Consider the following 12,289-nt stretch of genomic DNA (forward strand, 5'->3'; position numbering starts at 1 on the left):
GAAGAAAGTCGTACGGATCTAAATTTTTTGAAGCATTTCAAACGCCAGTTGAAATGCTTCAAATACTTTTTCATGGACGCAAATCCTGCACCTAATAGATTAGTCCGCTCAATGCAGTGGAGACCTATGAAAAATGATCGTTCTGAACAGGGAAGTGGGCGAAGCGCTAAGACGTGACAAATACGTCAACGTCCGCGGTGGAGACTTCAATCTCTACGGTCATTTCGGCGATTTTGTCCGGCTGACCAAAAGCTGGGAAAACATGGAGCCCGACAGTTATTACGGCCAGGCCGAGTCAGGCATGCGTTTCCGCCGCTACAGCGACTTCGAATACAACCCCACGACTCGCGAGCTCAAGCAGCTCGAACACCGGGCCTATGTCCAGTCCAAGGCCAACAACAGTTACGTCGGCGGATTGGAGCGCCACTTCCAGGATTTCTCCAACGAAGTGATCAATTCCCCGGTGATGCGCAGCCTGATCGACACGGACTTCGAGGTGTACAAGAACGTCTTGCCGCCGGAGCTCCATGATGAAATCTGGCAATGCCAGATCCATCAGATCCGCATCGAGATCAAGCCAGGCAAGCAGTTGGAGATCACCCCTGAAGGCATCCATTGCGACGGCTATCCGTTCAGCGGTGTCCATTTCTGGGGCCGCAATAATGTCTCCGGCGCAGAAAGTCGTCTCTACAGCGTCCAGGAAGAGCAACTGGCGGCAACCACTTACGAGGATATCCTCGATACGACATTTTTCCTCGATCGTGACATGCGCCACTATGTGACCCCTGCGCGCAACGTCCACAGCCACGAGATGGCGTTCAGGCAGATCCTCGCGATTTCCTTCTCGCGGCCCGGGACCGCTTTTGACATTGTTCGCTGAACAGCTCGAACCCATGGACGATCCGGTGCAACAGGTCCTGTTGCGCCGAGCCATGGTCAGGGATGCCGAGCGGCTGGAGCAGTTTTTCCGCGGTTTTGCCGAGGTCTCGTTCTGCGAATGGCAGGATGCGCGATTCTTGCGCGGCGTGTTGTTGCAGGAAACCACCACGGCCTACATGGCATTCGATGCCATGGGGGAAGTCGTCGGCGCGGTCATTGGCGGCATGCTGGGCACTCGAGGGACGATCAATCACCTGGCCGTCAGCCCCAGGCATCGCACCCAAGGCCTGGGCCAGCGCTTGGTCGAAGCGGCATCGGCGGACATGAAACGCGTGGGCGTACTGCGCATGTTTTTGTTCGTCGACGATAGCAACCTGGCTGGCAAGCGCTTCTGGGCTGCCCAGGGGTTCTGCGAGCCCCGGGGTGAAATCACTTTCGAGAGGGATTTATGAACAAGACTTCCAGCCAGCCGCTGGCAGTCGAACCACAAGCCTCGCGAACCTTTGCTGAAGCCAGTCCGGTAGTAGCGGGTTATTTCACGGTTTCGTTTGTGTTCGGTCTGATGGCGGTGAATGCCGGGCTGCCCTTGTGGCTACCGGTTGCGATGTGCCTGTTCGTCTATGCAGGCGCCTCGCAATTTGCCGCGCTGGCACTGATTTCCAGCGGTGCGTCGTTGACCACGATCGTGCTCACCACGTTCCTGATCAATGCGCGCCACATGCTCATGTCCGTCTATATGGCCAAGGCATTACGGGCGTTGGGACTCAGTCGTTTCGAGCGTTGGTGTTACGCGGCGGGGCTCACTGACGAGTCGTTTGCCTTTCACAGCGTCAAGTTGGGCAGCGGGGCGCCGGTTAGCGTGCGCTACTTGATTGGCTTCAACCTGTTTTGCCATGCGTCGTGGGTACTCGGCGGCTTGTTGGGGGCCGTCTGCGCGCAATACGCAGCGCACCTGATCAAGTATCAGCTTGATTACGCCCTGACGGCCATGATGCTCTACGTGCTGGTTTCACTGTGCAATACGCGCAATAAACTGATCGCGGCCTTGGCGGCGGTCGCCTGCATGGGCGTGCTCAGCCTGATGGTCAGTTCGCCGTTCAATGTGTTCATCGCCACGTTCGTTGGCTGCGGGGTGGGCGTATGCCTGACCAAACGTTCCTGATCCTCGTCGTTGTGTTGATGATGGCCGTGACCTTCCTGCCTCGGGCCTTGCCGCTGCAGGTGAATACGGAAAACTGGCCGCCCTTCGTCGCCCGCGCGCTGGAATACCTGCCGGTAGCGATTGTCGCCGCCATCAGCCTGACGCCGTTGTTGATCAAGGACCAACAGATACAGATCGACCGCCCGGAGTTCTACGCAGCGATTCCGACACTGCTATGTGCGTATTTCAGCCGCAACCTGTTTCTCAGTGTGGCGGTGGGCACGGCGTCGTATATCGCGCTCGGTTCGTTCCTGTAGCGTCATATCCACCACATCGTGCAGCGCCTGGTCGCTGAGCTCGGGATTGTTCACCGCCAGGCGAACTTCCAGGAAATCCTCGAAGTCCGGGAAGATCGCCAGGCCGTTGCGCATCGCCGCGTCCCTGGACACCAGTCCCAGGCCGTCGAGCTGGGTGATCAGCGACAACGTCAGCGTTTCGCTGCAGGAGTACACCATCCGCTGGCTGGGTCCGTATTCGCCAAGACCCGCGTCGAGAAAACGCAGGAAGCTGTGGGAATACGGGCATTCTTCAGCTGGGCGGACCTGGAACTTGTCGACGAGCAAGCCAAGGGAGTCATCCTGGTTACCGCAATGGGCACCGACTACCTGCACTTGCACGTCTGGCATCGGGATACTGGTGAAGCCGCTTTGTTGCCCGATGAGGATCGCCAGGTCGAAATGCTCGTTCTTCAGCTTGCTCAGGTTCTCCATCGACTCGGCGTAGCTGAACTCAAGCTGGTACTGGGGAAACACCGCGATCAGGCGATCGATCATGCGTCGATTGAAATCTGTCGGCAGCGTCGTATTGAGCGCCACTTTAAGGCTTCGTTGCCGGGGTGCCTTGAGCGCCGAGACCTTTTCTTCCAGTTGCCGAGTGGCCACCAGAACCTGATCCATGAAAGGCGTCAATTCAGAGCCTTGGCTCGTCAATGTCAGGCCTTTGTTCGAGCGCCGGAACAACCGAAACCCGAACTGTTCCTCAACCTTGTTCAATTGCGCTGCCAGCGCCTGCACCGTAAGGCACGACTGTTCCGCCGCGGCCGACAACGAGCCGGTCTGCATGATGCGCATGAGATTACGTAAGGTTCTGCTATCCATGAGGTAACGCCCTCTGCTTTAGTGGGCTCGCTATTATTGTGCACTCGGCCGGGTCTGGCGGTGCGATGCTGGCTATCATCAAGCACCTTGCCACGCTTGTCGCGATTTTGTGGCGAAAAGCTCCAGCAGGCGATGACTGGAGCTTATGCGCGATTTTGATTTTTTGCTGGGGCGGCGTGTAGGCCGATTCAATTCTGAAGGCACACCGCTGAGGCAAATCAGGCTGCATGAAGGTCGAGATTGTTCGTTATTGAATTAAATATTAATTTCTATCCGTATCTGTACTATTCTTTAGGCATCAATCCTTAGCAAAGGAGCCTGAACCTCATGGCGACTTCCTCAATCACCCTCAGTACACAGCAACAATTGGACTCCCCGGATGCGGGTCGAGTCGCGTTGAAGTTCTTCTTCAATCTCATGGAGTTGTGGGGCTGCAGTGTCGAGCAGCAGCGCACGTTGTTGGGCAAAGTTGGGAACACGACCTTTTACAAGTACAAGCAGTTGCCCGACAACGTACGGTTGCCGCGTGACACCCTCGAACGCATTTCATACCTCATGGGTATTCATAAAGCGTTGAGCATCATCTTCAGCAATAGCCGTGACCGTGCGTATCAATGGGTCAGCAGCCCCAACGCCGCCGCGCCTTTCAATGGCCAGTCAGCGCTTTCATACATGCTGGCCGGGCGGGTGGTGGATATTGCCGATGTGCGGCGATACCTCGACGGAGTGCGCGGTTGATGACGCCGCCCCTGGCGGACCCGCAATGGAAACGGGCCTATCGGATCGTCAACAGCAGCTTCCCGCCGATCACGCTGTTTGAAGATGTCCTCGACCCAGAAGACCTGGCCACCGCCTATGCCCTGGAAGCGTTGACCAACGACCGGCTCATGGAAGAAGCCGGCGTGCTGACCAGGGTTCGTCCGGAAGATCGCGTCTCCGGTCCTGGCTCCTCACCGGTGATGGCGGCCTTTACCCACATCGGCAAAAGCAGTCGTTTCAGCGATGGCACCTTCGGGGTCTATTACGCTGCCAGCAGCCAGGAAGCGGCCATTGCCGAGACGTGCTATCACCAGGCTCGGTTCCTGGGGGCTACCAACGAACCGGATCTGGAATTGACCATGCGCACTTATGTCAATCAGGTCGTCAAACCCCTGCACGACATCCGCCACGATTATCCGCACCTGCACAATCCTGACCCCACGGCGTATGGCCCGTCCCAGGTATTTGCCCGGGAACTGCGGGAAACCTTGTCCTGGGGGCTGCTGTATAACAGCGTGCGCCTGCCGGGCCACGAATGCGTCGCCGCGTTCCGGCCTCCGGCGGTGTCGATTCCGGTGCAGGGTAAGCATATTCGTTATGTCTGGAGCGCCCAGAAGCGGGAGATTTCGTTTGTGTTCGAGGTGAGTCAGGTTTGAGTGGTTTGATTGGGTTTGGTTGAGCTGGTCAAGGAAAGCCTGTCAGTTGCCCCGGCCGAAAGATTAGCGGTGGGTTTGATGGCCTCATCGCGAGCAAGCTCGCTCCCACAGGTTTTCAGGGGGGCGGAGGAAAAGTGAGCACGCCAGAAACAACAAAGCCCCCGCATTTCTGCGAGGGCTTCGTTTTGTATGGTGCGGCACCAGACGAACGGTATGTTTCGGGGAGGCTAGGTTTTCTGCGGGTCTGGACGTCGGTGGAAAATTTAGCGTACCCCGACCAGTAACTATAAATAAATCAGCTAGTTATGGTGTTCAGTGGAATCGAACCCGGAATCTGTAGGGCATCAACGCGGACCTGCACAGACCATCCAGAGCAGTATGCGGTATGGCAAACCTCTTGAGTTCGAACGTTGCCAACTATTACCTTCTTGGATAATAAGCAGTATTCGCCAAAAACGGGCATTTTGGATTTGTCTGCGTTTTACGGAGACAGCAACTGTAGTGCTAGGATGAATGGAAAATGATTTAAGGTGCGAACATTCAATTTATTTTTCATCGGCGGAGTCTGTCTTTGGGGCGTCTAACAACCTGCGGATGTTCTGCTTAAACCAAAATGACATAAATTTCGGCTTTCATCCACGCAGAACATCATGAAAAATCCATTAGATCTCCTCCAAAAAACAATCGAAGATGAACGGTATCTGTTAAGTGGTTATGAAAAACCTTCAGAAGCTCTGACATTTGAGACACTTCGCGCTATTGACTTCGCGTTCTGTCGCGAACTAATCCCTGAGTTGCAGCGATTGGATGATTCAGAGCGACAGATGGAAAACGTTCGCAAGCATGCGATTAATGCCGCCTTGCAACGAATTTTACCTACCGAACTGAAAACCGATGTGCCCATGCTTTTCGCCTCTAACCCGAGGACGGCCGAACAAACAGACGAGTTCCTGTTGCGAATGGGCTACCTCACTATGGCCGAGAAGCAGCTGAACTTGTTGCGCTCGGGTGCTCTTAAGGCTGAGATCGACCAGCGCAAATTGAGAGGAATGACGCTACTCGTGCTGTCGATCAATGATACGACTGCCTATCGCGAGCAGATCGGGTCCGAGGGGCTGAACTGGCTCAGCGATATGACAGTTGCAGAAGATCGTCAGAAGGAAGAGGCCTTAGAGCTCCGCCATGTGGAGATACTCCCTCGTTTAATTAAGTATCTACGCAGCAACACATCTCGTGAAGAGCTACCGTTCAACGGCGTCGATGACTACTTCAGGGAGTGGGCGGTCCTGTATCTGCGAAGAATCTCATTTAGGGATATGTTGGATGATAGTGATCAATTTGGCGGCCGCCCATATTCAGCGTACATAGCGGTCTTGGAAGCATTATCTGCGATGTCGCAGCAAAGGTTATGTTATGCCGGACTTTTGAATGCAGATGATCCAAGGATCGGCATAAGGAACCTAATGACCGGCGGTGTACTTCGTGAAGATCTTGTCGAGGGAGTGGCCAATTTTCTTCAAACAACGCGAGAAGATGTATCTGACATTCTCGATCATCTAACATTGAGTCCGGGAAACTCCAAGGAGCATCTAAAACGTGGCATGCCGACGCTCGCACCTGTCGTTAGGACAAGTCAAGATTTCGTAGTGCTCCCAATGTATGGTCTGGAGCTCAACCCATTCTCGTTTCTTTGGACAGAGTTGCGCAGACGGTACGAAAAAGAATGGTTTGAGGCGGCAAATCGGCGCGAGTCTCGATGGGTCTCTCAGCTTAGGGAGCAGTTCCCCTCTCCTCGTTGGAGATGCACGGATGGCGTCAATATAAAACGAGATGGCAAGGTGGTCACAGATATTGATTTCGTTGCGTATGATGCTGATTGCAGCAGTGTCATCCTCTTCCAGCTCAAATGGCAGCAGCCATTCATGAATGATGACAAGTTACGGCGGAATAACGCAAGTAGCCTAGTCCGTGACAGCAACAGATGGGTCGTGGAAGTATTGGACTGGATAGCGGCTGTTGGCATCAATGGGGTTAAAGAGCGTCTTTCGATCAAGTCTGATGGAGACCTTTCCATCCATCTTGTTGTTTTGGGTCGTTACTATGCTCATTTCACTGCTGCTGAAGATCACGACACACGAGCAGTTTGGTGTGACTGGGGGAACTTCCTGCGTCAACGTACACATAACTCCCGAGCGTCAGCCCTAGAGTTCGTTACACTCCTTCACGAGTCGGTGGAACAGGCGATCATGCAGGTGGAGCCGGAGTCGTTCTTCTTCCCTCTGGGCGACATCATTGTACTGGTCAATCCAAAACCAACAAATTCCAGGAAATAATTCGTACAGGGGCAGGGGGCGCCCATTAGCCGGCCTCAAGTCAAGGTTAAAAGCCACCTCACTCTGCAGTTTTTGACTGCAGGGTTTTCTTCTGTCTCAACCTGCCTGGTTGACCCCGTCGTACCCGTTTTCTCATCATCGGTTGTGACCGAGTTGTTCCTGAAGCCCATATGGATCAAGCGGTAGCGATACAGCGAGCGCCGCCTTGGCAGTTAACTGTCCCAGAGAAACGCGAGGGATCGAACACCCAAATGCAGTCAGTAAATTCTGGGGTTGAGCCTTAGCGGGTGGATTCACTACCTCATTCTGTACCCTGGTCCACCAATCTAATTGAAAGCGCGAAAACGCAACGCCGTTTGAAATCGCGGCCTGAGTTTGGAAGGTATGGCTGCAAGTGACGACTCAGACAAGACCAGATCTCCGGCGCATCGCAAGATCGATCAACGACGGTGCGTCTCACGCGGCGTCGCCCTCACGTCCTTTAGCCCTACTGTACAGGCTTTCAGTCAGTCATCTTTCGGGGCGATACCGTCGAGATCAAGCTAGCTAGGCTGAGATCGTGCTCGGCCTTTAGAGGAAAAGGGGACGGATTTATTTTCAGATAATGTCCCGGAAATTGCGCGCAGAACTCACAGGCGTCATGGCCTACGGGCCGCGCAAAGATTGTCAGGCATTGGTCGAGGAGCGTGGCGGTTTGATTGGGGGCGGGGTGAGTAAGAAGGTGCATTATCTGGTGGTCGGCAGCGTGGGTAATGAGCAGTGGCGCCAGAGTACCTATGGAACGAAGATAATGAAGGCAGTGGAGCTGCGGGAAGCGGGTGCTTCGATTGCCATTGTGGGTGAGGATCACTGGCAGAAGATGTTGTTTGGTTGAGCTGGTCTAGGAAAGGCTGCCCGTTGCCTTGGTGAAAAGAATGTCGGTGGGGTTGATGGCCTCATCGCGAGCAAGCTCGCCCCCATAGGTTTTTCAGGGGGGCGGAGAAAAATTGAGCACCCCAGAAACAACAAAGCCCCCGCATTTCTGCGAGGGCTTCGTTTTGTATGGTGCGGCACCAGGAGTCGAATAAAAACGTAATAAATTGATATTAAAAGGATTTAATTTCGATATATTAAACTCTACCTCTTACCTTATCTTTAAAAAGGCATCTCCAGAGAGAGCCTATTCTGCAAAATTTCCGTCTGGTTCAAGAGCGCCGGTTCAATGAGCTTTATGAGCTGGGATCTGGTTTCATCATCGTCGCGATTTTGACTGTCAGATGCAGCTTATGGCAGCCAGAATGTTTGTATCTGGGTTTTGTGCTCTAGACATGGTGATGGCGAATTAGTACTGTGGACGTAGCTAGGAAAGCAGACTCTACGGGAGTGACCTAATTGGTTATTTTTGTTGGCGGTATTCACGGATCGGGTAAAACGACGTTTTGCCGCGAGCTAGCGAAACGCACGGGGCTGAGTCATCGAACCGTTAGTGAAATAATAAAAGAAGAAATCATCGATCTTCAATTGGATATGACCAAGCGTACTTCTAACTTGGCACGAAATCAAAGAGCTCTAATTGCTTGGATAGATAGAAATCGGGACTCTAAAAACTTAATTTTAGATGGCCATTTCGCGCTGTTAGATGAGTCGCAAGACGTATACCGTGTTGACTTGGACGTTTTTAGGGCAATAGCGCCTATCGGGGTAATCTATTTAGATGTCCCAATTGAGGTGGCCGTTCAACGGCTTGAAACTAGAGATGGGAAAATCTGGTCGGCAGAAGTTTTAAAGCAGTTGGCTGATGCTGAAGCGCAGTGGGCCGAAAATGTAGCCAAAAAACTTAATATACCTATTTGCTCTGCCACGAATGACGACATTGTACTGGCTGGGCGTTTTGTACATGGACTTATGGAATAGCGTAGATGGCCAGTAGTTTTGTTAAAAGTCTGAGTTATGGTGCGTTTTCCAGCGATGTGCTGGCAGAGGAGTTTTTCGATTCCCTAAAACAAGACTACTCAGGATTTACTGATTGGTACTCGAGAAAGGTCGATGCAGGTGATAATGCATATACCTTTAGGGGTCCTAAAAAAAGACTTGATGGTTTTTTGTACTTGAAGATTGAGGACGACTCTGAAGGTATTGTTCCCCCTTTGCCTGTAGGTAGACGACTGAAAGTAGGAACCCTAAAAATCAACGCCCATGGAACGAGGCTGGGTGAAAGGTTTATAAAAAAAGTTTTTGATAATGCCATTGATCAAAAAGTTGATTATATATACGTAACGGTTTTTGCGAAGCATGAATCCTTAGTCGAGCTTTTTCTACGTTATGGGTTTCTACGATATGGAACCAAAGAGACAGTCGATGGTATAGAGGATGTCTTTGTTAAAGATCTCACCTCATTAGTAGGTGACCCAGTGAAGGATTTTCCTAGGTTTGACCTGCGCGGGCGTAAGCATTTTCTACTAGCTATTTATCCTGAGTATCACTCGTCATTTTTGCCGGAGTCGATACTTAAGAATGAAAGTTACGATATCTTGGAAGATGTTTCACATACTAACAGTATACACAAAATATATATATCAGGCATTGCACGTGCAAAACAGATGCGTGCCGGGGATATTATTGTTATTTATCGAACAACGGATCGCCCCGGACACGCTAGGTTTCGTTCGGTTGCCTCTTCAATTGTAGTGGTCGAGGAGGTAAGGCAAATAAAGAGTTTTGCCACTGAATCTGAATTCGTGAAGTACACCAAACCGTATAGCGTATTTACTAAGGAACAACTAAAAGACTATTTTACTAATAAAGGAAAATACTATATAATAAAATTCACCTATAATGCGGCGCTGACGAGGCGCATAATTAGAGGTAGGCTCATTGATGAGTGCGGAATTAGTACGCGGACTCGGTGGGATTTAATTGGTCTGTCAGAAGACCATGTGCGTTGGATAGCAGATTTTGGGGGCGTTAATGAAGGTCTTATTGTCAATTAAGCCCGAGTATGCTTCTAAAATTCTTAGCGGTGAAAAGCGCTTCGAATTTAGGAAGGTCGGTTTTTCGAATCCGGCCGTTCATACAGTAGTAATTTATGCCACCAGGCCGGTAGGGAAGATTGTGGGTGAGTTTGAGGTGACTCGGATTTATCAAGACTCTCCGAGCCGGATTTGGGAAAAGACAAAAGCATACGCCGGGGTAAATAAGAAGTTTTTTGATGCTTATTACGAAGGAAGGAATAGTGCCGTAGCTATCGCGGTGGGGCGAGTTATAACGTATGAAAGGCCGTTTGATTTGAAAGAGTTAGGTGGGCCTAAGGCGCCTCCGCAGTCGTTTTGCTACATTGGTTCACCTGAACGTCAAGTGGCTTTAGAATTGTCATGAATATCGAAATACTCAGAGATAGGCCTTTTTCGGAGGGTAGTGGAGTGATCGGATATCCCGAACTTCCGCGGTTAATTGATAGAAAGTATCTTGGCTCAAATCCTGATGCATTTCAGAATTTGTTGCCGAGGATATTTGATCATCTCTCTGAGTTGTCTGGCTATTATCCAGGTTTTGATGAGTGGCTTAACAAAAAAGTCCTCCCGGGATTGATGTCCGGCGAGCGAAGCATTCTTTTAGAATATCGTCGCGGTGATCTATCGGGGTTGGCGATAGTGAAGGATGATGAGTCTGAACAGAAATTGTGTTGTTTGAGAGTTTTACCTCCCTATCAAGGTACAGGCGTTGGGTTGAAGCTTTTTGAGCGTTCATTTGAAGTGCTCAATAATGACTCTCCGCTATTGTCTATTGCTGAAGAGCAGTTGGTCGTGTTTCGTAAAATTTTTCAGTACTATGGTTTTGAGTTCGCTAAGATTTATCCTGATTATTATCGGCCTTTCAAAGCCGAACTAAGTTTTAATGGTCTAATAGAAAGTGATTCAAGCTTCTCTCTTCTTAAGCCATCCACCGGATTTCAGCTTCCTAAATTCCGTAAGTCAACTCATGGCTAACTTCTATATGGCAGTAGGGATTTAATCTTTCTGTGGAGGCGGGATGCTAATTTCTTAGCCATATCTATGGCTGGTTCTATAAGCATTAATAATACACCTATTATAACAAACGCTGCCATTTTAGATGCGGACGTTACGCAATCGGCGCTCGAATAGTCACTCATGCATGTTGGGAAGTATTCCCATAATCCGTTACCCGTTGCGCCAAATAGTATGCCGAGTAACACAAATCGCATCATCAAAAGCAAGCCGGATTTGTTTTTTGAAAAACGACCTAATACGATTAGGTCTTTAACGCCACGATCATTACTAGCTGTCCATTGGTGGCCTAAATAGTTACTTACGCTATTTTCCTCTGATATCCGTTCTCTATGGTCCAGTCTGATGTATTCATTCCAAACATCTTCGTCCATTAGCGAACGGTAGCCATTATATGTTTTTCCTTGGGATGAACAGTCCTCACTTCGGTCTGTCGTTAAAAAACAATGTATTCTTTCAAATTGGGGGAAGTCGACGGTCTCGCTACCGCTTAAGAGTTCCTCCGGCACGCCTCGTCGAACATTGATTCTAAAATCTACTATTCGCATTACAGTTCTTGAGCTTATAAGGGTGCGGTCCTTCTGAGCAAAAGTACTCGTGTATACTTCTTTAGGTATATTCCTTATTCTGAATCTAACATATGCTGAGATTCTTCTGTCTGAACTTAGTGTGCTCGGGTGAGGGCGCGGGATCTCGACTAACAGGCGAGATGAAGTAGTTCCATTGCTTAGGTTTACGTATTCAATTTTAAAAAGCTCGGAGTTGAGCCTGAGCAGTGAAAATGGCTTTTCATCTTTGCCATCTTTTCTAAAGCTAATGTTTGCAAAATTTCCTTCGGCGAATCCATCATAGTGCACTACTTCGTTGAAGATGGCGGCTACGCTTTTCTCCCCATTTAATTTTGCGCCAAGATCACTTATATCTTTTTTGCTAACCTCCCATGGTAAGTCTACTTGGATAAATCCGGTGTTCTGACGGTCAGAAATCATGACCCCAATATCCATAAATGGGCCAGCGGGTTTCTTCCCAACTTCCCAAATGTTGATATGTAGTTCATCCCTTAGTCGCCTTTCGTGAAGCGGTTTTTCCTCGACGTTGGCTTTTTCTGCTAGTTCCTCAGAACACACGGAACAGAGTGTTATTTCTGCCTGGTCAGTTGTTGCTGATTCAGCAGTACCAGAGGCATCGTTGCTTGGGCTGTTGGCACCGGATTGCTGAATGCGAGGAATCTCTCCGTCGGGAAACTGACAGACTCCTTGTTGGGGCTTTCGGTAACGTACAATTATTCCCGAGAATGGGTATCGCATTAGGCGCTCCTTATCCAGCTGCTGCGTCAGTTTGTAGAGCAACCGATGCTATG

At 50.5% G+C, this 12,289-nt stretch carries 13 protein-coding genes and 1 pseudogene; 12 read left to right on the forward strand and 2 right to left on the reverse strand.

Translation table 11 applies throughout. From position 1 onward, the window contains the following. The first annotated feature begins 133 nt into the window (after positions 1-133). Genes J3P79_RS01700 through J3P79_RS01715 form a run of 4 tightly spaced genes read left to right on the forward strand, consistent with a single transcriptional unit; the run spans position 134 to position 2,337 of the window. Entirely contained in the window at positions 134-880 is a 747-nt protein-coding gene (locus J3P79_RS01700) for a 2OG-Fe dioxygenase family protein (protein ID WP_434607660.1), read from the forward strand. Between the two features lie 13 nt (positions 881-893). Beyond that, positions 894-1,331: a GNAT family N-acetyltransferase gene (locus J3P79_RS01705; protein ID WP_434611315.1), complete on the forward strand. Its 438-nt coding sequence runs from the start codon at positions 894-896 to the stop codon at positions 1,329-1,331. After that, entirely contained in the window at positions 1,328-2,041 is a 714-nt protein-coding gene (locus tag J3P79_RS01710) for an AzlC family ABC transporter permease (protein WP_434607662.1), read from the forward strand. The genes J3P79_RS01705 and J3P79_RS01710 overlap by 4 nt, the downstream gene beginning before the upstream one ends. Then, positions 2,020-2,337: an AzlD domain-containing protein gene (locus J3P79_RS01715; RefSeq protein ID WP_039592671.1), complete on the forward strand. Its 318-nt coding sequence runs from the start codon at positions 2,020-2,022 to the stop codon at positions 2,335-2,337. The genes J3P79_RS01710 and J3P79_RS01715 overlap by 22 nt, the downstream gene beginning before the upstream one ends. Here the strand turns inward: J3P79_RS01715 and J3P79_RS01720 are convergent. Further along, positions 2,254-3,177 (reverse strand): LysR family transcriptional regulator, encoded by a 924-nt coding sequence (locus J3P79_RS01720; protein WP_434607664.1) that lies wholly within the window; start codon positions 3,175-3,177, stop codon positions 2,254-2,256. The two genes, J3P79_RS01715 and J3P79_RS01720, sit on opposite strands and share 84 nt — an antisense overlap. A 327-nt stretch (positions 3,178-3,504) precedes the next feature. Here J3P79_RS01720 and J3P79_RS01725 point away from each other — a divergent pair, with 327 nt between their 5' ends. The 8 genes and pseudogenes from J3P79_RS01725 to J3P79_RS01760 all read left to right on the forward strand — a co-directional run bounded on the left by J3P79_RS01725 (position 3,505) and on the right by J3P79_RS01760 (position 10,890). Then, the gene (locus J3P79_RS01725) at positions 3,505-3,915 is read left to right on the forward strand and encodes an MbcA/ParS/Xre antitoxin family protein (protein WP_434607666.1); all 411 of its coding nucleotides are present in this window, start codon (positions 3,505-3,507) and stop codon (positions 3,913-3,915) included. After that, positions 3,915-4,592, forward strand: a complete 678-nt coding sequence (locus tag J3P79_RS01730) for an RES family NAD+ phosphorylase (protein WP_434607668.1) — start codon at positions 3,915-3,917, stop codon at positions 4,590-4,592. The genes J3P79_RS01725 and J3P79_RS01730 overlap by 1 nt, the downstream gene beginning before the upstream one ends. Before the next feature lie 650 nt (positions 4,593-5,242). Beyond that, the gene (locus J3P79_RS01735) at positions 5,243-6,925 is read left to right on the forward strand and encodes a hypothetical protein (protein ID WP_434607670.1); all 1,683 of its coding nucleotides are present in this window, start codon (positions 5,243-5,245) and stop codon (positions 6,923-6,925) included. Positions 6,926-7,556: 631 nt separating this feature from the next. After that, a pseudogene (locus J3P79_RS01740) lies at positions 7,557-7,799 on the forward strand (BRCT domain-containing protein); the annotation flags it as partial. 497 nt (positions 7,800-8,296) lie between these two features. Beyond that, entirely contained in the window at positions 8,297-8,818 is a 522-nt protein-coding gene (locus J3P79_RS01745; RefSeq protein WP_065892671.1) for an ATP-binding protein, read from the forward strand. A 5-nt stretch (positions 8,819-8,823) separates the two neighbouring features. Beyond that, the gene (locus J3P79_RS01750; protein ID WP_065892672.1) at positions 8,824-9,894 is read left to right on the forward strand and encodes an acetyltransferase; all 1,071 of its coding nucleotides are present in this window, start codon (positions 8,824-8,826) and stop codon (positions 9,892-9,894) included. Next, positions 9,872-10,279: an ASCH domain-containing protein gene (locus tag J3P79_RS01755; RefSeq protein WP_083205618.1), complete on the forward strand. Its 408-nt coding sequence runs from the start codon at positions 9,872-9,874 to the stop codon at positions 10,277-10,279. The genes J3P79_RS01750 and J3P79_RS01755 overlap by 23 nt, the downstream gene beginning before the upstream one ends. Further along, a complete protein-coding gene (locus J3P79_RS01760) occupies positions 10,276-10,890 on the forward strand; it encodes a GNAT family N-acetyltransferase (RefSeq protein WP_434607673.1) in 615 nt (204 codons plus the stop codon). The genes J3P79_RS01755 and J3P79_RS01760 overlap by 4 nt, the downstream gene beginning before the upstream one ends. On the opposite strand, the gene J3P79_RS01765 is transcribed toward J3P79_RS01760, so the two are convergent. Continuing rightward, positions 10,887-12,236, reverse strand: coding sequence for a hypothetical protein (locus tag J3P79_RS01765; protein ID WP_338479229.1), 1,350 nt, complete (start codon positions 12,234-12,236; stop codon positions 10,887-10,889). The genes J3P79_RS01760 and J3P79_RS01765 overlap by 4 nt on opposite strands. Positions 12,237-12,289 lie beyond the last annotated feature (53 nt).

It is taken from the genome of Pseudomonas sp. R1-7, from assembly GCF_051132105.1.
Taxonomy (GTDB): Bacteria; Pseudomonadota; Gammaproteobacteria; order Pseudomonadales; family Pseudomonadaceae; genus Aquipseudomonas.